Source organism: Delftia sp. WSY_7 (genome assembly GCF_043104845.1).
Lineage (GTDB): Bacteria > Pseudomonadota > Gammaproteobacteria > Burkholderiales > Burkholderiaceae_C > Comamonas > Comamonas tsuruhatensis.
Genome location: NZ_JBICLB010000055.1, coordinates 358733 through 381576, shown reverse-complemented (window position 1 = coordinate 381576; position 22844 = coordinate 358733). Strand labels below are relative to the sequence as shown.

General features: G+C 67.8%; 18 protein-coding genes. 7 read left to right on the top strand and 11 right to left on the bottom strand.

Annotated features, from left to right (window positions below; all coding sequences use genetic code 11):
* Positions 1-261 precede the first annotated feature (261 nt).
* The 8 genes from ACF8ME_RS28465 to ACF8ME_RS28430 all read right to left on the bottom strand — a co-directional run bounded on the left by ACF8ME_RS28465 (position 262) and on the right by ACF8ME_RS28430 (position 9488).
* Entirely contained in the window at positions 262-1221 is a 960-nt protein-coding gene (locus tag ACF8ME_RS28465) for a nitronate monooxygenase family protein (RefSeq protein WP_012204314.1), read from the bottom strand.
* A gap of 60 nt (positions 1222-1281) precedes the next feature.
* Positions 1282-3072, bottom strand: coding sequence for an acyl-CoA dehydrogenase (locus ACF8ME_RS28460; RefSeq protein ID WP_026062604.1), 1791 nt, complete (start codon positions 3070-3072; stop codon positions 1282-1284).
* Between the two features lie 97 nt (positions 3073-3169).
* Complete coding sequence (locus ACF8ME_RS28455; RefSeq protein WP_016450177.1) at positions 3170-4312, bottom strand: ABC transporter substrate-binding protein; 1143 nt, start codon at positions 4310-4312, stop codon at positions 3170-3172.
* 155 nt (positions 4313-4467) lie between these two features.
* Positions 4468-5400, bottom strand: a complete 933-nt coding sequence (locus tag ACF8ME_RS28450) for an electron transfer flavoprotein subunit alpha/FixB family protein (protein WP_343740615.1) — start codon at positions 5398-5400, stop codon at positions 4468-4470.
* 14 nt (positions 5401-5414) lie between these two features.
* Entirely contained in the window at positions 5415-6164 is a 750-nt protein-coding gene (locus ACF8ME_RS28445; RefSeq protein WP_392419233.1) for an electron transfer flavoprotein subunit beta/FixA family protein, read from the bottom strand.
* Between the two features lie 209 nt (positions 6165-6373).
* Entirely contained in the window at positions 6374-7663 is a 1290-nt protein-coding gene (locus ACF8ME_RS28440) for a mechanosensitive ion channel family protein (RefSeq protein WP_034367659.1), read from the bottom strand.
* Positions 7664-7755: 92 nt separating this feature from the next.
* Positions 7756-8565 (bottom strand): enoyl-CoA hydratase, encoded by an 810-nt coding sequence (locus ACF8ME_RS28435; protein ID WP_016449704.1) that lies wholly within the window; start codon positions 8563-8565, stop codon positions 7756-7758.
* 17 nt (positions 8566-8582) lie between these two features.
* Complete coding sequence (locus tag ACF8ME_RS28430) at positions 8583-9488, bottom strand: histone deacetylase family protein (protein WP_017406772.1); 906 nt, start codon at positions 9486-9488, stop codon at positions 8583-8585.
* Positions 9489-9578: 90 nt separating this feature from the next.
* Here ACF8ME_RS28430 and ACF8ME_RS28425 point away from each other — a divergent pair, with 90 nt between their 5' ends.
* The 4 genes from ACF8ME_RS28425 to mltB are packed head-to-tail and all read left to right on the top strand — an operon-like array spanning position 9579 to position 14873.
* Complete coding sequence (locus ACF8ME_RS28425) at positions 9579-10499, top strand: MoxR family ATPase (RefSeq protein ID WP_016449706.1); 921 nt, start codon at positions 9579-9581, stop codon at positions 10497-10499.
* Positions 10499-11533, top strand: coding sequence for a DUF58 domain-containing protein (locus ACF8ME_RS28420; protein WP_392419232.1), 1035 nt, complete (start codon positions 10499-10501; stop codon positions 11531-11533). Before ACF8ME_RS28425 ends, ACF8ME_RS28420 begins: the two co-directional genes overlap by 1 nt.
* On the top strand, positions 11530-13680 hold the full coding sequence (locus tag ACF8ME_RS28415) for a transglutaminaseTgpA domain-containing protein (RefSeq protein ID WP_392419231.1): 2151 nt from the start codon (positions 11530-11532) through the stop codon (positions 13678-13680). Before ACF8ME_RS28420 ends, ACF8ME_RS28415 begins: the two co-directional genes overlap by 4 nt.
* Entirely contained in the window at positions 13677-14873 is a 1197-nt protein-coding gene (gene mltB, locus ACF8ME_RS28410; RefSeq protein WP_392419230.1) for a lytic murein transglycosylase B, read from the top strand. Before ACF8ME_RS28415 ends, mltB begins: the two co-directional genes overlap by 4 nt.
* Before the next feature lie 27 nt (positions 14874-14900).
* Here mltB and ACF8ME_RS28405 read toward each other — a convergent pair whose 3' ends face one another.
* Complete coding sequence (locus ACF8ME_RS28405; protein ID WP_392419229.1) at positions 14901-16211, bottom strand: branched-chain amino acid ABC transporter substrate-binding protein; 1311 nt, start codon at positions 16209-16211, stop codon at positions 14901-14903.
* 97 nt (positions 16212-16308) lie between these two features.
* Here ACF8ME_RS28405 and ACF8ME_RS28400 point away from each other — a divergent pair, with 97 nt between their 5' ends.
* A complete protein-coding gene (locus tag ACF8ME_RS28400; RefSeq protein ID WP_016449711.1) occupies positions 16309-16689 on the top strand; it encodes an Hsp20/alpha crystallin family protein in 381 nt (126 codons plus the stop codon).
* A 151-nt stretch (positions 16690-16840) separates the two neighbouring features.
* Here the strand turns inward: ACF8ME_RS28400 and tsaD are convergent, their stop codons facing one another.
* A complete protein-coding gene (tsaD, locus tag ACF8ME_RS28395; RefSeq protein ID WP_016449712.1) occupies positions 16841-17881 on the bottom strand; it encodes a tRNA (adenosine(37)-N6)-threonylcarbamoyltransferase complex transferase subunit TsaD in 1041 nt (346 codons plus the stop codon).
* A 90-nt stretch (positions 17882-17971) separates the two neighbouring features.
* Complete coding sequence (locus ACF8ME_RS28390) at positions 17972-19666, bottom strand: putative bifunctional diguanylate cyclase/phosphodiesterase (RefSeq protein ID WP_374005725.1); 1695 nt, start codon at positions 19664-19666, stop codon at positions 17972-17974.
* 295 nt (positions 19667-19961) lie between these two features.
* Between ACF8ME_RS28390 and ACF8ME_RS28385 the strand changes: the two genes are divergently transcribed.
* Both ACF8ME_RS28385 and ACF8ME_RS28380 read left to right on the top strand, forming a co-directional pair.
* Positions 19962-21227 (top strand): nitrate- and nitrite sensing domain-containing protein, encoded by a 1266-nt coding sequence (locus ACF8ME_RS28385; protein WP_392419228.1) that lies wholly within the window; start codon positions 19962-19964, stop codon positions 21225-21227.
* A 317-nt stretch (positions 21228-21544) separates the two neighbouring features.
* A complete protein-coding gene (locus ACF8ME_RS28380) occupies positions 21545-22825 on the top strand; it encodes a CmpA/NrtA family ABC transporter substrate-binding protein (protein ID WP_392419227.1) in 1281 nt (426 codons plus the stop codon).
* The last annotated feature ends 19 nt before the right edge of the window (positions 22826-22844 follow it).

Genomic DNA, 22844 nt, shown 5'->3' with positions numbered 1-22844 from the left:
CAATGACGGGGTACAAGGTTTGTTCATTTATTCTGTAATTTCAGTATTTACTGAAATTACGCAAAGAATTCTAAACAAACTTGCTCCAGGCAAGTCGCTCGTAGGGGGAAGCCGAGTGAAGCAGTCAAGCGTGCGCAAGAGGTTTTGCGCAAACAACTTCGAGGACCGGACCCGCACAGCGTGGGTAATACCCAAAGAAAACGGCGCCCGAAGGCGCCGTCTGGCAGGGTAGGAGAAGAGCCCGTCCTGGGCTCCCCGACCTTAGGGGGTGGACAGCAGGCGGTCGCGCGCCTGGTTGTATTCGCGCTTGAGACGCTCGACCAGCTCGCCCGCACCCGTGACTTCGCGAATGGCGCCAATGCCCTGGCCGCAGCCCCAGATGTCCTTCCAGGCCTTCTTGGCGTCGCCGCCGAAGTTCATCTTGCTGGGGTCCGACTCGGGCAGGTTGTCGGGGTCCAGGCCAGCCGCGCGGATGGACGGCGCCAGGTAGTTGCCGTGCACGCCCGTGAACAGGTTGCTGTAGACGATGTCGTCGGACGTGCCGTCCACGATGGCCTGCTTGTAGGCGTCGTGCGCACGCGCCTCATGCGTGGCGATGAAGGCCGAGCCGATATAGGCGAAGTCCGCACCCATGGCCTGGGCCGCCAGGATGGCACCGCCCGAGGCGATGGAGCCCGACAGCGCCACGGGGCCGTCGAACCATTCGCGGATCTCCTGGATCAGCGCGAACGGGCTCTTGACACCCGCATGGCCTCCCGCGCCCGCCGCCACGGCGATCAGGCCGTCGGCCCCCTTTTCGATGGCCTTGTGCGCGAACTTGTTGTTGATGATGTCGTGCAGCACCACGCCGCCCCAGCTGTGCACGGCCTGGTTCACGTCCTCGCGCGCACCCAGGCTGGTGATGACGATGGGCACCTTGTACTTGGCGCACATCTGCATGTCGTGCTCGAGCCGGTCATTGCTCTTGTGCACGATCTGGTTGATGGCGAACGGCGCCGAGGGCCGGTCCGGATGGGCCTTGTCCCAGGCGGCCAGGGTCTCGGTGATCTCGGCCAGCCAGTCTTCGAGCTGCTCGGCCGGGCGCGCGTTGAGCGCGGGCATGGAACCCACGATGCCGGCCTGGCACTGGGCGATCACGAGCTTGGGGTTGCTGATGATGAACAGCGGCGAGCCGATCACTGGCAGGGCCAGTTTCTTCAGCGCCGGGGGAAGCTTGGACATGCGTTGTCTCCGTTGGTTCTCGGTATCTCTGTCTGCGTTGTGCCTTGCGGGAGCGCCGGGTCAGAAGGCGTCCATGGGCAGTGCCATCACGCTGCCTGCGCCGTGCACGATGGCATCGCGCAGGCCCGCCGCCTTGACGAGGATGTGCTCGGCATAAAAGCGCGCCGTCGCAATCTTCGCGCGCATGAAGGCCTCGTCCTGTCCCTTGTGCAACAGCTGCTCGGCCGCCAGCAGGGCGCGGCCCATCTGCCAGCCTGCCACCAGGTTGCCCGCCAGCATCAGGTAGGGAACGCTGCCGGCGTACACGGCATTGGGCTCGGCCTTGGCCTGGCCCGAGACGAAGTGCACCGCCTCCACGAAGGCCTGGCGCGCAGCGGCCAGCTGGCGGGCCACGGCCAGTGCCTCGGGCGTGCCGCTGGCGGCCAGCTCGGCCTCGGTCTTCTCGATCTGGCCCGCAATGGCCAGCGCGGTCTGGCCGCCATCGCGCGCCGTCTTGCGGCCCACCAGGTCATTGGCCTGGATGGCGGTCGTGCCTTCGTAGATGGTCAGGATCTTGGCGTCGCGGTAGTACTGGGCGGCGCCCGTCTCCTCGATGAAGCCCATGCCGCCGTGCACCTGCACGCCCAGGCTGGTGACTTCCAGGCTCATCTCGGTGCTGTAGCCCTTGACCAGGGGAACCATGAATTCATAGAAGGCCGCATTGGCCTCGCGCACCTGGGCGTCGGCATGGTGGTGGGATGCGTCGTAGGCCGCAGCGGCCGTGGCCGCCATGGCGCGGCAGCCCTCGGTGTAGGCGCGCATGGTCATGAGCATGCGGCGCACATCGGGGTGGTGGATGATGGTGGCGCTGGCCTTCACGCTGCCGTCCACGGGGCGGCTTTGCACGCGCTCGCGGGCATAGGCCACGGCATGCTGGTAGGAGCGCTCGGCCACGGCAATGCCCTGCACGCCCACGGCGTAGCGGGCCGCGTTCATCATGATGAACATGTATTCGAGGCCACGGTTTTCCTCGCCCACCAGGTAACCGATGGCGCCCCCGTTGTCGCCGTACTGCAGCACGGCCGTGGGCGAGGCCTTGATGCCCATCTTGTGCTCGATGCTCACGCAGTGCACATCGTTGCGCGCGCCCAGCGAGCCATCCTTGTTGACCAGGAACTTGGGCACCACGAACAGGCTGATGCCCTTGACGCCCTCGGGCGCCCCGGCCACGCGGGCCAGCACCAGATGGACGATGTTCTCGGCCATGTCGTGCTCGCCATAGGTGATGAAGATCTTGGTGCCGAAGACCTTGTAGCTGCCATCGGGCTGCGGATCGGCCTTGGTGCGCACCAGGGCCAGGTCGGAGCCGGCCTGGGGCTCGGTCAGGTTCATGGTGCCGGTCCACTCGCCGGTCACCAGCTTCTCGAGATAGGTGGCCTTGAGCTCATCGCTGCCGGCCGTCAGCAGGGCCTCGATGGCGCCGTCGGTCAGCAGCGGGCACAGCGCAAAGCTCAGGTTGGCGCTGTTGAGCATTTCCACGCAGGCCGCGCCAATCGTCTTGGGCAGGCCCTGGCCTCCAAAATCCTGCGGATGCTGCAGGCCCTGCCAGCCGCCTTCGGCGTACTGGCGAAAGGCCTGCTTGAAGCCCGCCGTGGTGGTGACCACGCCGTCCTTGAGGCTGGAAGGCGCCACGTCGCCCGGCAGGTTCAGCGGCGCCACCACGCCTTCGCACAGCTTGGCGCATTCCTCCAGCACGGCCTGGGCGGTCTCCAGGCCAGCCTCCTCGAAACCGGGCAACTGCGCCACCTGGTCGATCTGGGCCAGATGCTCCATGGCGAACAGCATGTCTTTGAGGGGAGCCGAGTAAGTCATTGTTGAACCTTCCTGAACAGAGCCTGGACCGCCGGCGCGCAGCGCGCGGCGACCTGGGACAGCGGGCGCGCCGCCACGGCACTACTGCATTGCTGCGTTATTGCGTGACGCGGCCCGATGCGTTGACGATGGACAAATCCACGAATTTCGAGCCCGCCTGCGAGCCCGGACGATAGGTAACCCAGTAGCCGCCCAGATCGAAGGCGTCCAGGCCGCGCAGCGAAGCGGCCAGCTTCTCGCGCGTCAGCGGCTGGGTGCGGCGCATGGCCTCCACGATGACGCGGGCGTTCACATAGCCTTCCATCATGGCGTAGCTGACCGGCACGGTCAGCGACTTGCCGGCAGCGGTGGCCGCGTCCCTGAACTCCTTGTTCAGGCGCATGGTCACCTTGTAGGGACTGGGCACGACCTGGGCAATGGACAGGCCGCTCATGAACTCCACGGGCAGGCGCTTGGCCAGTTGCTCGATATCGGCTTCCGATGTCGCGTAGATCTGGGCCGTGCCGCCCGCCATGCGGTACGCCTCGACGAAGGCCGAGGTCACGGGGCTGGAGGCCACCACCATCACGGCCTGCGCCGAAGGCTGGGCCTTTTGCAACTGGGACACGGCCTTGTCCATGGCGCCCTTGCCCGTGCTCAGCGAGGCGCTGACCACCAGCTTGGCCTTGGAAGGCGCAATTGCCTTGTCCACAAGTTCCGCCACGGCCTTGGCATCCGGGCGCTCGTCATGCAGCAGGGCCAGGCGCGTGATGCCCACGGTGGCCAGGTGCGAGGCGATCTTGGCCATTTCCTCGGGCAGGTTGGCGCGGGTGCTGAAGATCTGGGGATGGCTCAGCACACGCGTGTCCGTGCTCTGGTAACCCACCAGGGAGATCTGGGACTGGTCGAGCAGCTTGCTGTCCAGCAGCGAAGCCATGTTGCGGTTGCCGAAGTAGCCGGCCAGCACCACGGGCTTGGACTCGTCCAGCAGCTTGCGGGTCTTGTCCACGGTTTCATCGGGGTGGCCCACATCGTCCACCGTGACCAGTTGCACGGGCTGGCCCTGCACGCCGCCGGCCTTGTTGATCTGGTCGAAGTACAGGCGCATGCCCTGGGCATAGGCCCGGCCCTGCGTCGCACCGGCTCCCGACATGGGTGCCACCTGCCCCACCACCCAGGCATTGGCCTCGGCGGCCAGCGCCATGGCGCCACAGACAAAGGCCACGGCCGTGCGGGCCAGGCGCAAGCGCATCATCTTCATTTCAATCTCCCTCTCGGTTCATGCCATTGCCAGCACCCGCTGGCGGCCAAAGCCGTTGTTGTAGTCGTTGCCGCGAACCATGACCAGCGGGCCATCCCGGCATCCGTGACGGAAAAAGAGGGGCCTTGTGCCCCTCATTTTTCAGCTTTGGTCGCTTACAGCGCCTGCACCAGCTCGGGCACGGCCTGGAACAGGTCGGCCTCCAGGCCGTAGTCGGCCACCGAGAAGATCGGTGCCTCGGGGTCCTTGTTGATCGCCACGATCACCTTGGAGTCCTTCATGCCGGCCAAGTGCTGGATGGCGCCCGAGATGCCCAGGGCGATGTACAGCTGCGGGGCGACGATCTTGCCGGTCTGGCCGACCTGCAGGTCGTTGGGCGCATAGCCCGCATCCACCGCAGCGCGCGAAGCGCCGATGGCCGCGCCCAGCTTGTCAGCCAGGGGCGTGATGACTTCCTGGAACTTCTCGCTGCTGCCCAGCGCGCGGCCGCCGGAGACGATGATCTTGGCGGCCGTCAGTTCAGGGCGGTCGCTCTTGGTCACTTCACGGCCCACGAAGCTGCTCTTGCCGCTGTCGCCAGCGGCCGCCAGCTGCTCCACCTGGGCGCTGCCGCCCGTGGTGGCCGCTGCGTCAAAGCCCGTGCCGCGCACGGTGATGACCTTGACCTTGTCGCTGCTTTGCACCGTGGCAATGGCGTTGCCTGCGTAGATGGGGCGCTCGAACGTGTCGGCGCTGTCCACCTTGGTGATGTCGCTGATCTGGGCCACGTCCAGCTTGGCGGCCACGCGCGGCGCGGCGTTCTTGCCGCTGGCGGTGGCGGGGAACAGGATGTGGCTGTAGTTCGAAGCGATTGCCAGCACCTGAGCCGCAATGTTCTCGGCCAGGCCGTCCTTCAGGCTGGCGCCGTCGGCGTGGATGACCTTGGCAACGCCGGCGATCTGGGCCGCAGCCTGCGCAGCGGCGCCGGCATTCTCGCCCGCCACCAGCACATGCACGTCGCCGCCGCAGGCCAGGGCCGCAGTGACGGTGTTGAGCGTGGCGCTCTTGATGGAAGCGTTGTCGTGTTCTGCAATAACGAGGGATGTCATGTCTGCGAATTCCTTTAGATGACCTTGGCTTCGTTCTTGAGCTTGCTGACCAGGGTCGCCACATCGGGCACCTTCACGCCAGCGCCGCGCTTGGCGGGCTCGGCCACCTTGAGCGTCTTCAGGCGCGGGGCGACATCGACGCCCAGCTCTTCAGGCTTGACGGTGTCCAGCTGCTTTTTCTTGGCCTTCATGATGTTGGGCAGCGTGACGTAGCGCGGCTCGTTCAGGCGCAGGTCGGTGGTGATGACGGCCGGCAGGCTCAGGGCCAGGGTTTCCAGGCCGCCGTCCACTTCGCGCGTGACATTCACCTTGTCGCCAGCGACTTCGACCTTGGAGGCGAAGGTGGCTTGCGGCAGGTCGGCCAGGGCCGCCAGCATCTGGCCGGTCTGGTTGGCGTCGTCGTCGATGGCCTGCTTGCCCAGGATGATGAGGCCGGGTTGTTCCTTGTCCACCAGGGCCTTGAGCAGCTTGGCGACGGCCAGGGGCTGCAGTTCCTCGGTGGTCTCCACCAGGATGCCGCGGTCGGCACCGATGGCCATGGCCGTGCGCAGGGTTTCCTGGCACTGGGCCACGCCGCAGGAGACGGCGATGACTTCGGTGACCAAGCCCTTTTCCTTGAGGCGAACGGCTTCTTCGACGGCGATTTCGTCAAAGGGGTTCATGCTCATCTTGACGTTGGCGATGTCCACGCCCGTGCCGTCCGACTTCACGCGGACCTTCACGTTGTAGTCCACCACGCGCTTGACCGGGACCAAAACCTTCATTGCAGCGGCTCCTGATTGATTGATAGATTGACGTTTACGTAAACCGAAATCATTGTATGCGGCGCTGCAGCAGCTGAGGCAGGTTTCCCTGACGGCCGAGGGCCGCATGCGCACTCACAAAAAAGAACGATCGTGCCATTTTAAGCACGACCCTTGAGATTTCCTGCAGGGGAACAGCCTGAACTCAGGGTATGCACCTAGGAATAATCCTAGCTGCTTTTCTCTGCTGCCTGGGCCGCCACGCCCCCGCGTTCGGTGATCTGTACCACCTGCCTGGGGACCGGCAGGCTCACGCCTGCGGCACGCAGGCCGCGCAGCACGGCGAGGTTGACCTCGGAGCGCACATTTCCCTGGCCATTTTGCGGGTCGTTGATGTAGTAGCTGAGACTGAACTGCAGGCCCTGCTCCACAAAGTCGACCAGAGCCACCGAAGGCGCGGGCGTCTTGAGCACGCGCGGCTGCGCGGCTGCGGCTTCGAGCAGGATGCCGCGCACCTGCTCCACATCGCTGTCCATGCCCACGACGATGTTGGTGGACAGGCCGAACTTGACGTCGAATCCGGTGAGGTTCTCCACACGCTGGGTGATCAGCGTCTCGTTGGGCACGATGGATTCGCGGCCGTTGAGCGCGCGGATGATGGTGTAGCGCGTGCGGATATCAGTGATGCGGCCCTCGAAGCCGTCCACGCGCACGTTGTCGCCGATGCGCAGCGCACGCTCGATCAGCACCAGAAAGCCGCTGACGTAGTTGGAGGCGATCTTCTGCATGCCGAAACCCAGGCCCACGCCGATGGCGCCGCCCATGACGGACAGCGCCGTCAGGTCCACGCCCACCATGGACAGCGAGACCAGCAGGCCCACCAGGATCAGCACGCTGCGCGTGATGTTCATGGCCACCTTGCGCATGGACAGGTCGCTGACCCACTGGTTGATGACCTTCTGCTCGAACAGCGTGGACAGCCAGAGCACGGCCACCATCATCAGGCCCGCCGACAGCGTGCCCTCGATCAGGTTGAGCAGGCTGACCGGCGTCTTGCCGATGTTGAACTGCAGGGCCTCCAGCTCCTCCATGACCTGCGGCAGCAGGCCGATGCTGTGCAGCACGGCCGCGCCCCAGGCCAGCCAGGAGAAGATGCGCTCGATCAGGCGCACCACGGTGGAGTGGGGGAAGGTCCGGCTGAGCACCCGCGCCACGAAGCGGATCACCGACAGGGACACCAGCAGCGACACGGCCACGCGCAGCCAGAACACCGTGGAAAACCGCGCCAGGATCTCCTGGCTGGTGAAGACCAGCACCAGCGCCAGCAGCGGGAACAGTGCGCCGTCGAGCGCATGGCGGCCTATCCATACGGAGGGCTTGCCATCGTTCAGATGGCCATAGCGCGCATGCAGGCCGCGCATGGCGCCGTAGGCCAGCAGCAGGCAGCCGATGAGAACGGAGAACTCCAGCCAGGCGCTGGAGCTTTGGAAGTCGTTGATGAGCTTGTCGAAGATGTCCATGGATCAGGGCCGTTCCGCCGCAAGGGCGCAGGCCGCCATCATCGCGCAGATCCAGGACAGGCCAACCGGACCGGGGCCTACATGCAGGTCGGTCAGCGGCCCGTCTTCCAGGCCGGTTCGCGCTTGGCGGCGAAGGCCTGGGCGCCCTCCTGGGCGTCGGCATCCATCATGTTGGCGGCCATGGTCTGGCCGGCCAGCTGGTAGGCCGCCTCGATGCCCATCTCGCGCTGGCGGTAGACCAGGGCCTTGCCCATGGCCACGGCCGCGCGGGGCTTGCTGACGATGGACTGCACGAAGTGCTCCACCGCATCGTCCAGCGCCTCCTCGGCCACCACGCGGTTGACCAGGCCCTGGTCCAGCGCCTGCTGCGCGTCGATGAAGTCACCCGTGAGCAGCATCTCCATGGCCTGCTTGGCCGGCACATTGCGCACCAAGGGCACGCTGGGCGTGGCACAGAACAGGCCATAGTGGATGCCACTGGTGGCAAAGCGTGCCGCCTGCGCAGCAACGGCCAGATCGCACTGGGCCACGAGCTGGCAGCCCGCCGCCGTGGCAATGCCGTGCACGCGCGCGATCACGGGCACGGGCAGCCGGTGGATGGACAGCATCATGCGGCTGCACTGCGCGAACAGCTTCTGGTAGTAGTCCAGCTGCGGATGGGCCGCCATGTCCTTGAGATTGTGTCCGGCGCAAAAGGCCTTGCCGGCTGCAGCCAGCACGACCACGCGCACCGACTCGTCACGCGCCACATCGTCCAGCGCCTGCTGCAGCTGCGTGAGCATCTGCTCGCCCAGGGCATTGAAGCGCTGCGGATCGTTGAGCGTGAGCCGCACGACGCCGCGCGCGTCGCGCTGCACGTCGAGCAGGGGGCTGGCTTCAGAAGGATGGGTGCTCGCGTTCATGGTGCTCCAGATCGGGTTCAAAGGTCGGCCAGCACGCGCACGTGCGCTTCCACGCTGCGCGCAAGCGGCCCCATCACGTAGCCGCCTTCCAAGCAGGAGACGATGCGCCCCTTGGAAAAGCGCCGCGCAATGTCCTTGATGCGCGAGGTGATCCAGGTGAAGTCCTGCTCGGTCATGCCCAGCTGGCCCATGTCGTCCTCGCGGTGGGCGTCGAAGCCGGCGCTGATGAAGATCAGCTCGGGCTTGAAGGCCTCCAGTCGCGGGATCCACATCATCTCGACGATCTCGCGGATGTCCATGCCCTTGGTATAGGCGGCCACCGGCACGTTGACCATGTTGGCGGCCGGGTGCTGGTCGCCGCTGAAGGGATAGAAGGGGTGCTGGAAGATGCCGCACATGAGCACACGGTCGTCGCCGGAGAGGATGTCCTCCGTGCCATTGCCGTGGTGCACGTCGAAATCGATCACGGCCACGCGCTTGAGGTGGTGGCGGCTGAGCGCGTACTTCACGCCCACGGCCACGTTGTTGAAGAAGCAAAAGCCCATGGCCTGGTGGCGGGTGGCATGGTGGCCGGGAGGGCGCACGGCGCAAAAGGCGTTCTCCAGCTCGCCGGCCATCACCGCATCGGTGGCCGCCAGCGCGGCACCGGCCGCATGCAGCGCGGCCGAGAAGGTGTGGCTGTTGATGGAGGTGTCGGTGTCGATCTGGGAGTACTCGGGGCCGCCGGCCTGCTGCTCCTCGATGAGGCGCTGGGTCAGGCCCTGCAGCGCGGCCACATGCATGCGGTCATGGGCCAGTTCGATGTCGGCCAGCGAGGCCTGGGGGGCCTCGTGCCGCTCCAGCGCATCGGCCACGCCGGTCACCAGCAGCCGGTCCTCGATGGCGTCCAGCCGGGCCGGGCACTCTGGGTGCCCCGGCCCCATCTCATGCCGCCAGCACTCCCTATGGGTGAAATAACCCGTCTTGCCCACAGTGATGTCTCCGCGATGTTTTTTTTAGGATAACGTCGCGCCATGCAAGCTACACACAAGATCAAGGCGCTTCTGGATCAGCTTAACACGGTGGTTGTAGGGAAGCCGGCTCAGGTCCGCGACAGCGTGGCCTGCCTGCTGGCCGGGGGACACCTGCTGCTGGAAGACGTTCCCGGCGTGGGCAAGACCACGCTGGCCCATGCGCTGGCGCACAGCTTCGGGCTGCAGTTCTCGCGCGTGCAGTTCACGGCCGACCTCATGCCCAGCGACCTCACCGGCGTGTCCATCTATGAGCGCAGCAGCGAGTCCTTCGTCTTCCATCCAGGTCCCGTTTTCGCCCAGGTACTGCTGGCCGACGAGATCAACCGCGCCAGCCCCAAGACACAGAGCGCCCTGCTCGAAGCCATGGAAGAGCGCCAGGTCTCGTCCGAAGGCCGCACGCACCGCCTGCCCGAGCCCTTCTTCGTGATCGCCACCCAGAACCCCCAGGAACAGTTGGGCACCTTCCCGCTGCCCGAAAGCCAGCTGGACCGCTTTCTGATGCGCATCAGCCTGGGCTATCCCGACCGCGCGGCCGAGCGCTCCCTGCTGTCCGGCAATGGCCGGCGCGCCCAGGCCGATGCACTGCTCCCGCTGCTGGCCACGGACGAGCTGCAGCAGTTGCAGGCCGCCGTGCTGCAGGTCCATGCCAGCGATGCCTTGCTCGACTATGTGCAGGACCTGCTGGAGGCGACGCGTTCGGGCCAGTGGTTCGTGCAGGGCCTGTCGCCTCGCGCGGGCATTGCGCTGCTGCGCGCGGCCAGGGCGGTGGCCCTGATGGAGGGGCGTGACTACGTGGCGCCCGACGATGTGCAGGCCATCCTGCCGCAGACGGCCGCCCACCGCCTGGTGCCCATAGGCTCCAGCGGCCGGGGTGCCGTGGAGCAGGTGCGCGCCATGCTGGACGCCGTGGCGCTGCGCTGATGCCGGCCGCTCCAGCGTCCTCGCCCGGCGCCGCCCAGCCGGGGGCATCGCTGCGCCAGCGCTGGTCTCCTGCGCGGCGCGTGCGCCAGTGGTGGCATGCCCGCCTGCCGCGCACCGACAGCCTCAGGCTGACCCAGCGCAATGTCTACATCATGCCCTCGCGCGCAGGCTGGGCCCTGGCGCTGACGCTGTGCGTGCTGCTGGTGGCAGCCATCAACTACCAGCTCAACCTGGGCTACCTGCTGACCTTTTTGCTGGCCGGAAGCGCGGCTGCGGGCATGGTGGTCGGCCACGGCAACCTGCGCGGCCTGGCAATGCACCTGGTGCCGCCGGCCGGCAGCTTTGCCGGCCAGCCCTGCCGCTTCGACGTGGTGCTGCACAACAGCCGCCGCAGCACGCGCTGGGGCATAGGCCTGGCCGTGCAGGGCGATGTCCCGGCCACCGACTGGACCTGGATCGATGTACCGGCACAGGGCAGCACCACGGCACAGTTGGCCTTCACGCCGCTGCGCCGGGGACGGCAGCCGCTGCCCACGATCACGGCGGCCACCCGCTATCCGCTGGGCACCTTCCGCGTCTGGGCGCTGTGGCGCGCACAGACGCAGGCCTGGATCTACCCGGCGCCCGAGCACAATCCGCCGCCCCTGCCACCGGCCAGCGCCGATGCCGGCGGCCGCAGCGCGGCTGCCACGCGGCACGGCGACGAGTTCGACGGTGTGCGGGCCTACCGCCGCGGCGATCCGCTCAAGCTGGTGGTCTGGAAAAAGGCTGCACAGGCCTTTGCCACGGGCAGCAACCAGCTGGTGAGCCGCGACCGCCCGCTGTCCCAGCAGCACCGCCTGTGGCTGGATGCCAAGGCCACCGGCTTGGCCGACCCCGAGGCCCGCCTCAGCCGCCTGACCGCCTGGGTGCTGGCCGCGCGCCAGCAGGACCTGACCTGGGGCCTGCGCCTGCCCGACGGCCGCGAGATCGCCCCCGACCAGGGCGCGGCCCATGCCACGCTCTGCCTGGAAGCCCTGGCGGCCTGCCCATGAATCGCACGTCCATGCCCTCCTCCTTCCAAGCCATTGCGCAGCCTGCGGCCACTTGTCGCCAGCGCCTGGCCGCCCTGCCCCGCGATGCGCGCGACACCCTGTTCCTGCTGGCCGTGGTGGCCTGGGTGCTGATGCCCCAGGCCGCCCACACGCCCTGGTGGACCATGGTCTTCGTGGCCGGCCTGCTGCTGTGGCGCGCCCTGCTGGCCTGGCGCGGCCAGCCCCTGCCCGGCCGCTGGCTGCTGGGCGGACTGCTGCTGCTGGCCCTCGGCGCCACCTGGGTCTCGCACGGCACCTTTGTCGGGCGCGATGCGGGCGTGACGCTGATCGTGCTGCTGCTGGCGCTCAAGACACTGGAGCTGCGCGCCCGGCGCGACGCCATGGTGGTGTTCTTCCTGGGCTTCTTCGCGCTGCTGGCCAACTTCTTCTACTCGCAGTCCCTGCTGCTGGCCCTGGCCATGGTGCTGGGCCTGCTGGGCCTGCTCACGGCCCTGGTCAATGCCCACATGACCGCCGGCCGGCCGCCGCTGACCCAGGCACTGCGCACGGCAGCCCTGCTGGCGCTGTGGGGCACGCCGGTGATGGTGGCGCTGTTCCTGTTCTTTCCGCGCATGGCCCCGCTGTGGGGCGTGCCGGGCAACGACCTGGCCGGCCGCAGCGGCCTGTCGGAGAACATGCGCGTGGGCTCCATGGCCTCGCTGGTGCTGGACGAGAACATCGCACTGCGCCTGCGCTTCGACACGCCCGACGGCGCCCCGCCACCGGCCAACACCTTGTACTTCCGAGGCCCCGTGCTGTCGCGCTTCGACGGCCAGGAATGGCAGATGGACACGGAGGCCGGGCTGGACAGCGCCCAGCTGCGCGTCTCGGGCGAAGGCGTGCGCTACCAGATGACCATAGAGCCCAGCCGCCGCCCCTGGCTGACCATGCTTGACGCCACGCCCCAGCCCCCCGAACTGCCCCCGGGCATGGGCACCGCCCGCATGACGCCCCAGCTGCAATGGCTGACCTGGCGCCCCATCACCGACGTGGTGCGCATCAGCGCCCAAAGCCATGTGCAGTTCAGTTACGGCCCGCTCAAGCCCACGCGCGGCCTGCGCCGCTACACCCAGCTGCCCGAAGGCAGCAACCCGCGCACGCTGGAGCTGGCCCGGCAGATGCGCGCCGACCCGCAACTGGCCGATGCCGCGCCCCGTGCCTGGGTGCAGGCCGCGCTGGCGCGCCTGCGCAAGGGCGGCTACACCTACACGCTGGAGCCCGGCGTGGTGGACAGCGTGCACACGGCCGATGACTTCTGGTTCGACAGCAAAGAGGGATTCTGCGAGCACATCGCCTCCGCCTTCGCCGTGCTGATGCGCGGCATGGGCGTGCCTGCCCGCATCGTCACCGGCTACCAGGGTGGCGAGCGCAACCCGGTCGACGGCTACTGGACCGTGCGCAATGCCGACGCCCATGCCTGGACCGAGGTGTGGCTGGAGGATGAGGGCTGGGTGCGCATCGACCCCACTGGCGCCGTGGCCCCGTCGCGCGTGGGCGAGTTCCAGCGCCTGCGCGCGCCGCAGGGCGCCATCGCCGGAGCCATGGGCAACTTCGTGGGCGTGGGCATGCTGCAGCAGATGCGCGCCGTGTGGGAGGCCGTCAACAACGGCTGGAACCAGTGGGTGCTGAACTACACGCAAAGCCGCCAGCTGGACCTGCTCAAGAACCTGGGCGTGCAATCGCCCTCGTGGGTGGACATGCTGCGCCTGCTGGGCGCGCTGGCCGGCGTGGCCGCGCTGGCGTGGCTGGCCTGGATGGCCCGCGCCCAGCGCACCAGCCGCGACGAATGGCTGCGCCTCATGGACAGGACCCGCGCCCGGCTGCGGCGCATCGGCCTGGACGCCGACACCAGCCTGCCCCCTCGTGCGCTGGCAGCCCAGGTCATGGACCGCTGGGGCCAGGACGATGCCAAGGCGGCCCAGGCCCTTCACGACTGGCTCCTGGGAATGGAGCGCCAGCGCTACGCACGGCCATCCCCATCCTCATCCGCACCCGACACCCCCGGCCTGCCCGCCCTGCGACGCCAATGGCGGGCGCTGGACTGGCCACGCAATCCGCAGCCACGGCCACAAGCCGCCGCTGCCGGCCCCACGACAAGCACACCATGACCAAGCAACGACTGATCCCCTGCGCCCTGCTGCTGCTCGCGGCCGCGGCCGTGCCCTGCGGCGCGCTGGCCGGCAAGCCGGCAGCCAGCCCTGCCGCCCAAGCCACGGCCAAAACCTCGGCTAAAACCACGACCAAGTCCACGGCCAAACCTTCCACGAAAAAGCGCACGGCCGCTACGGCCGCCGCCACGGCCGCTGGCGGCGCCGCCGTGGCCAGGACCGTGCAGGGCAGCACGCCCTACGGCGAACGGCCCGAAGCCATGCAGATGGCCGCCGACATTGCGATGCGCCACGACCTGCCGGTGGACTGGGTGCGCGAGACCATCGCCCAGGCCCGCTTTCTGCCCCAGGTGCCGCGCCTGATGACGCCGGCCGTCCAGGGCACGGCCAAGAACTGGGGCGTCTACCGCAGCCGCTTTGTCGAGCCCGTGCGCATACGTGCCGGGACACGCTTTTGGCAGGCCAACGCCGCCGCGCTGGCGCGTGCCGAAAAGCAGTACGGCGTGCCGGCCGAAATCATCGTCGGCATCATCGGCGTGGAGACCATCTACGGCCAGCAGATGGGCAACTTCCGCGTGATGGACGCCCTGGCCACGCTGAGCTTCGACTTCCCTGCCACCCACCCGCGCGCTGCGGCGCGCACCGAGTACTTCCGTGGCGAGCTGGAGCAGTTCCTGCGCTTCACCCACCGTGCGGGCACGGACCCGTTCTCGCTGCGCGGCAGCTACGCAGGCGCCATGGGCATGGGCCAGTTCATGCCCAGCAGCTGGGTGAAGTGGGCCGTGGACTTTGACGGCGACGACCGCATCGACCTGTTCGGCAGCGCGGCCGATGCCATCGGCTCGGTGGCCAACTACTTTGTCGCGCATGGCTGGAAAAGCGGCATGCCCACCCACTACCCGGTGATCATGCAGGCCCAGGGCGCCGACCTGGCCGCCCTGCTGGCGCCCGACATCCTTCCCCAGTTCACGGCCGACGAGATGGCCGCACGCGGCGTGCAGTTGCCTGGCGACGGCGCCGCGCACCCGGGGCCGCTGGCCCTGGTCAAGCTGGAAAACGGCGCGCAGGGCCAGCCGCTGTACATCGCGGGCACGGAGAACTTCTATGCCATCACGCGCTACAACTGGTCCAGCTACTACGCGCTGTCCGTGATCGAGCTGGGCCAGGAAGTCGCGGCAGCCATGGGCCGCTGATCCAGTCCATCCAAACCGTCGAGGTGGTCAGGGCCGGCGCATGCGGCACATCGCGGGCTGCTCGGCACGCGCGGCCTCGATCTCTCGCACCACGCGGAAGCCGTAGCCCGAGCCTTCCACATCGAAGGGCACGCCGGACGCGCCCTGCCTGTCCATGACGCCGACCACCAGCGCCTGCTGGAACTGGTGGTCGGCCGCGCGCATGCGGCCCTTGCGCCCGGCCAGCGCCACCTCGGCGCCTTCCAGCGCCTGCGCCACGGCCACCGTGTCGGTGCTGCCCGCACGCGCCATGGACTGGGCCAGGGCCTCGATCATCAGCTGCATGCGCATGTGCACATAGTCATCGGCAGGCCTGGGAAAGCGCTCGCGGAATGACTTGTAGAAGGCCTGGCTGTCGGGGCCCGGCACGTTGGGCAGCCAGTCGGCCACGGCCAGCACCTTGCCCACGCCGGCCTCGCCCAGGGCAGCGGGCGCGCCCAGCGCATTGCCATAGAAGGTGTAGAAGCGGCCGTCAAAACCCGCCTCCCGCGCGGCCTTGACCAGCAGCATCAGATCGTTGCCCCAGTTGCCCGTGATCACGGCCTGGGCGCCGCTGGCCTTGATCTTGGCCGCATAGGGCGCAAAGTCCTTGACGCGCCCCACGGGATGCAGCTCGTCGCCCACGATGGCCACATCGGGCCGCTGCGCGGCCAGCTGGCGCCTTGCCTCGCGCAGCACGGCCTGGCCAAAGCTGTAGTCCTGCCCGATCAGGTAGGCGTTGCGCACGGCCCCGTCCTCGCGCAGCACCTGCATCAGCGCGGCCATGCGCATGTCGGCATGGGCGTCGAAGCGAAAGTGCCAGAAGCTGCAGCGCTCGTTGGTGAGCGCGGGATCGACGGCCGAGTAGTTCAGGTACAGCACGCGCCGGGCCGGATCGCGCTCGTTGTGCTTGGCAATGGCGTCGACCAGCACGGCGGCCACGGCCGATGAATTGCCCTGCATGACCACGCGCGCGCCGCCGTCGATGGCTGCGCGCAGCGCAGACAGCGCCTCCTCGTTCTGGCCCTTGCTGTCATGGCGTTCGATGGCCAGGGGCCGGGCGCCGCCCTGCGCGGCCGGCAGCAGCACACCGCCGCGCGCGTTCACGCGCTCGGCGGCCCACAGCAGGTTGCGGAACACGGCCTCGCCCGTGTTGGCAAAGGGGCCGGACAGGCTTTCGATCAGCGCCAGCCGTATCGGCTCGCCGCGCGGCGGCGACACGGGCCGGTCGTGTCCGCTTGACGCCCGGGCCAGCAGCGCGGGCGCCGCAAATAGCGCCATGGCGCCGCTTTTCAAGACCTTGCGGCGCAATTTATTCATGGCTTTTTCCTCTTGAAATGCGTTCAACACCGCTTAACTAGGCTCCATGCGGCGACAACTTCGATGAAGCCGCGCAGTTTATAGGAGCCAACCCACCATGATCTTCACGCCTGTTCTCCGCCGCAACGCCTTCGCTCCCCAAGCCGCCGATCTGGCCCTGCAGCGCTTCTTGCAAGGCACCCTGGGCAACGCGGCCCCTTCGCTCTCGTCGGTGCAGGTTCAGCGCGATGAAAAGGCCACGACCTTGCAGCTGGATGTGCCCGGCCTGTCCCGCGAGCAGCTGCAGCTGAGCATCGAAGGCGCCGTGGTCCGTCTGTCCAGCGTCGAGGGCGCGCCCCGCCAGGTGCAGCGTGCCTGGGAGCTGGACCATGAAATCGACACGGCCGCCAGCAGCGCCAAGCTGGAAAACGGCGTGCTCACGCTGTCCCTGGCCCGCCTGGAACCCCAGAGCAAGGCCACCATGCTGAGCATCCAGTAAGTCCGGTCACGGTCAGCGCGTTTGTGCACCCGGGCTGTCAACCATCCTTTCTTCCATCCTCTTGGCAAGGTGACAGCCCGTTTCCAGAGCCCGGCCCGCGCCGGGCTTTTTTTGCGCCCGCCGTGCAGGCCGGGCACGCGGCCCCGGACCATCAGGCCAGCGAATCGAGCGGCCAGCGCGGCTTGACGTCGAACGCGTAGTGCCTGTTCGCCATTTCGCGGCCTGCCTGCAGGCGCATGGCGGCGGCCATGGCGATCATGGCGCCGTTGTCGGTGCACAGGTGCAGCTCGGGGTAGTGCACGCGCAGCTTGCGCTTGGCACAGGCCGCATCCAGCTGGGCGCGCAGCAGACGGTTGGCGCCCACGCCGCCGGCCACGACCACGCGCTTCATGCCGGTCTGCTGCAGCGCCGCCAGCGTCTTCTTGACCAGCACCTCGACGATGGCCGCCTGCGTGCTGGCGGCCAGGTCGGCCTTGCGCGCCTCAAGGTCATCGCCCAGCTTCTTCGCCTGGGTCAGCACGGCCGTCTTCAGGCCGGCGAACGAGAAGTCCAGGTCGCCCGAATGCAGCAGCGGCCGGGGCAGCTTGAAGGCCTGCGCGTCCCCGCCCTCGGCCAGGCGCGAGAGCACGGGGCCGCCCGGATAGGGCAGGCCCATGAGCTTGGCCGATTTGTCGAAGGCCTCGCCGGCCGCGTCGTCGATGGTCTCGCCCAGGATGGCGTAGCTGCCCACGCCGTCCACGCGCATCAGCTGCGTGTGGCCGCCCGAGACCAGCAGGGCCACGAAGGGGAATTCGGGGGGATCGGCGCTCAGGAAGGGCGACAGCAGGTGGCCTTCCAGGTGGTGCACGCCCAGCACGGGCTTGTCCAGCGCCGCAGCCATGGCGCAGGCCACGCCCGCGCCCACCAGCAGCGCGCCGGCCAGGCCGGGGCCGCGCGTGAAGGCGATCACATCGACCTGGTCCAGCGTGCGGCCGGACTCGCCCAGCACGCTTTCGGTCAGCGGCAGCACGCGGCGGATGTGGTCGCGGCTGGCCAGCTCCGGCACCACGCCGCCATAGGCGCGGTGCATGTCGATCTGGCTGTGCAGCGCATGGGACAGCAGCCTGGGCACGCCCGTGCCATCGGGGGCCTCGACCAGGGCCACGCCGGTTTCATCGCAGGAGGATTCGATCCCCAGAATCAGCAAACTCATGGGACTGAAGTGTAGAACCTGCGGGCGCGGCGCACGGCCGCCCGCGTCAATGGCCCCTGGCCGGCGGGCAGTTGCGGGGCCGGCGGGCCGCTACAGGTTGTCCAGGTATGACGAGCGCGAGAACTGCACGGGCTCGATGCCGTCGGAGGTCCAGATTTCGCTGGCGATCAGCGCCTGGGCGTTCATGGGGCGAGCGAAGTAAAAGCCCTGCAGCTCGTCGCAGCCCAGCGTCTGAAGCACTTCGCGCTGCTGCTGGTCGGTCACGCCTTCGGCCACCACGCGCAGCTCCAGCGCATGGGCCAGGCGCACGATGGCATCGACCACGGCCCGCGCGTCGCTCTTGATGGCCACGTCCCGCACGAAGCTGCGGTCGATCTTGACCTCGTCGGCGCCCAGCTGGCGCAGCAGGGCCAGGCTGGAGTAGCCGGTGCCGAAGTCGTCGATGGAAATCTGCACGCCCATGCCCGTCAACTCGGCAATCACGGCCATGGTGGTCTTGTCGTCCTCCATGGCCACGGACTCGGTGATCTCGAAGACCAGCTGCTCGGGCCGAATGCGGTGCCGCTCGATCGCTTCGCCGATGTACTGCGCCAGCCGCGTCTGAAAGAGCTGATAGCCCGAGATATTGATGGAGACGCGCATGAAGCGCCGCTGGCGCGTCCACTGGGCAGTCTGGCGGCAGGCCTCGTCGATGACCCAGTCGCCGATCTCGCTGATCAGGCCGAAGCGCTCGGCCAGCGGAATGAACACGCGGGGGCTGATGAGGCCGAATCGGGGATGGTTCCATCGAACCAGCGCCTCCACGCTGCGGATGCGGCCCGTGCGGGCATCGATCTTGGGCTGGTAGAACAGCACCAGCTGCTGGCTTGCCACGGCGCGGCGCAGGGCTTGCTGCAGGTCGAACTGCACGGCCACATCCTTGCGCATGCTTTCCTTGAAGATGGCGCAGGAATTCCCGCCGGCGCGCTTGGCCGTGTACATGGCGAGGTCGGCCGCCGCCATGAGCTTTTCCTTCTGGCCATGATCGGGATAGATGGCCACGCCGACGGAGCTGCCGATGGAGATGGACTTTCCCGGCAGATCGAAGGGCTGGCCCAAAACCTTCTGCACCCGGCCGGCCATGGCCACGGCATCGTCCTCCGATGCCAGGCAGCCCAGCAGCAGCACGAACTCATCGCCCCCCACGCGCGCCAGCGTGTCCGACTTGCGCGTCATACGGTTCAGGCGCACGGCCACCTGGCACAGCAGCGCGTCACCTGCGGCATGGCCCTCCACGTCGTTGATGGGCTTGAATCCGTCCAGATCGATGTACAGCAGGCCCACGCGCACCGGTCCGCCGGGCCCTGGCTGCTCCACCGAGCTGTCGGCGCGCGCAATCGCCCGGCCAAGCCGGTACTCGAGCAGCGCCCGGTTGGCCGTGCCGGTCAGCGGGTCCCTGAAGGCGATGCGCTTGAGCTTCACATTGGCGCGCAGCAGCTTTTCATTGGTCTGCTGCAGCGATTGCGTCAGGCGCTGAGCCTTCTCGCGCAGGCGCACATGGACCACCAGCGAAACCAGCAGGAATATCAGAACGGGAATGGCGCCCCACAGGCCGAAAGCGCTCCACCCCGCGGCCCAGCTTCCCTGGCCATCGGATGGCGCCGACGCGGCCAGGACCTCGCCCCCCGCCAGTGCCCGGCACTGCGCCAGGCCCAGCAGCAGCGCAGCCAGGGACGGGCCACGCCGGCGCACAGCAGTCCGCCCCAACACCGCCTGGGTCATGAACCGCCAGCGCACGGGGGACATCCGATCTTCTCGTGATATTGCAAGCTCATGCTGATTCAGCCTCGCTGCCGCATTGCGCAGCCCGATCTTGTGGATGGCTATGCCATGGGTGTCGTGTGTGCCGGAAAGCCGGGCTTTTTCCTGCAGGGCGCCCGGCAAATATTCGACACATTCACGCGTCCAAATTTGTATCGACGATTTCAAAACGTTAGAAAAATTCTATCAAACCCTGCGCCTTGCTTCTACTTCTCCTTTTGCGCCACGGCAGGCCCGGCATGGGAATTGCATCAATGCAGGCAGACAGGACCCGTCCCCCATGAAAACCGCTCTCAACTTTCTTGTGGCCGCGCGCCAGTGCGAAATCGGCGAACTGGAGCAACTGCAGCGCACCAGCGCACTGGTGGATCTGCTCAGCCGCCTCATCCATGCGCTGCAAAAGGAGCGCGGCCTGTCCAACGTCTTTCTGGCCAGCGCGGGCGCGCATGGCGGCGAGGCACGGCTGGCGCAGATGGCCGAGTGCGACCGGATTGCCGCGGCGGCGCTTGACGGCTTCGACCGGCTGGACATGCAGCCCGGCCAAACAGACTCCACGGGGCACCCCGGCCATGGCGCGCGACTGTTCAGCCGCATCGCCCATGTGCTGCAGTGCCTGGACGCCCTGCCTGCGCTGCGCGAGCGCGTCGCCAGCCACGACCTGTCGCCGGAGGCGGCCACCGCCATCTACATCGAGCTGGTGGCAGGCCTGCTGGCCGTGGTGTTCGAGGCGGCCGACAGCGCACCCGAGCCCGGTATCTCGCGCCTGCTGGTGGCCTTGTTCAACTTCATGCAGGGCAAGGAATTCGCGGGCCAGGAGCGTGCCACGGGCGTGGCCGCCTTTGGTGCGGGCGTCAGCGATGCGCCGCGCCAGCAGCACTGGCTGCACCTGATCGCCTCGCAGGAGCGCTGCTTTCAGGTCTTTGCGGAGTTTGCGCCGCCCCATTCCCTGGCCCTGTGGCAAGAAAGCAGCGCGGCCGATGCCACGCTGGCCGTGATCGAACGCCTGCGCCGCGTGGGCTGCACGGCCGCGCCGGGCACTCCCCTGGCGCCGGAGATGGCCGAGCCCTGGTTCGACAGCTGCTCGCGGCGCATGGATGCGCTGCACACCGTCGAGGCCCGCCTGACGGCCGAGCTGCAGCAGCAGTGCCAGCGCTGCATTGTCGATGCGCGCGCCGCCCTGCAGACGCTGCTGCAGGCGCCGCAGGCAATGGAGATCACTCCCGTCTCCGCCACGCTGGCGCTGGGCGGGCTGCAGCCCCCGGCCGCGCGTCTGGGCCCGCAGCTGGACCGATCCGTGATGGACCTGGTGCAGGACCAGTCCCAGCGGCTGCAGGCCATGCAGGCCGAGCTGGAGACCGTGCGCGCCACGCTCACGGAACGCAAGCTGCTGGAGCGCGCCAAGGGCCTGTTGATGACACGGCGCCATCTCAGCGAAGGCGAGGCCCACAAGCTGCTGCGCCAGACCGCCATGAACCAGAACCGCCGCCTGGCCGAAGTGGCGCAGGCCGTGCTTTCCATGGCCGATCTGCTGCCGCCCGCCCCATGAACCCGTGCCGCTGCGCGCCATGTTGCAGCGCAGCACCGACTTGGTGCAGTGCTGCGGCAAGTCGCGCACCAGAAGGTGGCCCGGCGCGGACGGCAAGGCCGGTGGAGTGCATGGTCCCCCTTGAACGCCGCCTGGCACGGTTTCTGCATTGACTCTGGCAAATCCCGGCCAAAGGCGGCCGGGAACCCGGTCTTGATTCAGGGCCCCAGGACAACGGCGTCACTCTCCCCGCGCAGCGCGGCCGGAGAGGACGCCGTTTTGCTTGGGACATGCCGGTTTGCAAGTGTTCCATTCCCGACGATCGAAGGAGTTCCGCCATGGCGTCCACGCCCCAGCCCACCACAGGCCCTCTCACCTCCGGCCCGGCACTGCCCCGGCGCGATTTTCTGCGCCAGGCCGGCACGCTGGCAGGCGGCGCGGCGCTCTACACCCAGCTGGGCCACCACGGCGCCTGGGCGGCAGGCTCGGATGCGCCCGAGAAAAAGGAAGTGCGCATCGGCTTCATTCCGCTGACCGATTGCGCCAGCGTGGTCATGGCCTCGGTGCTGGGGATCGACCAGAAGTACGGCGTCAGGATCATTCCCTCCAAGGAAGCGAGCTGGGCCAGCGTGCGCGACAAGCTGGCCAATGGCGAACTGGACTTTGCCCATGTGCTGTACGGCTTGGTCTACGGCATGCACCTGGGCGTGGGCGGCGCCAGGAAGGACATGGCCGTGCTGATGACGCTCAACCACAACGGCCAGGCCATCACGCTGTCCAAGAAGCTGGCCGACAAGGGCGCCGTCAACGGCGCAGGCCTGGCCAAGCTGATGGCCAGCGAAAAGCGCGAATACACCTTTGCCCAGACCTTTCCCACGGGCACGCATGCCATGTGGCTGTACTACTGGCTGGCGGCCAACGGCATCCACCCGCTCAAGGATGCCAAGGTCATCACCGTGCCGCCGCCGCAGATGGTGGCCAACATGCGCGTGGGCAACATGGACGGCTTTTGCGTGGGCGAGCCCTGGAACCACCGCGCCATCATGGACGGCATCGGCGTCACGGCCACCACCTCCCAGGCCATCTGGCAGGACCATCCCGAGAAGGTGCTGGGCACCACGGCCGAATTTGCCCGCCAGAACCCCAATACGGCACGCGCCGTGACGGCCGCCATCATCGAGGCCGGCCGCTGGATCGACGAGAGCCTGGCCAACAAGACCCGCATGGCCGACACCATTGCCGGCAAGGCCTATGTGAACACGGGCGTGGATGCCATCAACCAGCGCATCCTGGGCCGCTACCAGGACGGCGTGGGCAAGACCTGGGACGACCCCAACCACATGAAGTTCTACGGCGACGGCAGCGTGGGCTACCCCTACCTGTCCGACGGCATGTGGTTCCTGACCCAGCACAAGCGCTGGGGCCTGCTCAAGGACCACCCCGACTACCTGGGCGTGGCCCGCTCCATCAACCGCCTGGACATCTACCAGCAGGCCGCCACCGCCGCCAAGGCCCCGCTGCCCAAGGCGGAGATGCGCAGCAGCAAGCTCATGGATGGCACGGTCTGGGACGGCAAGGACCCGCGCAAGTACGCGGACAGCTTCGCCATCAAGGCCTGAGAGATCCCCTTTGAAGCCC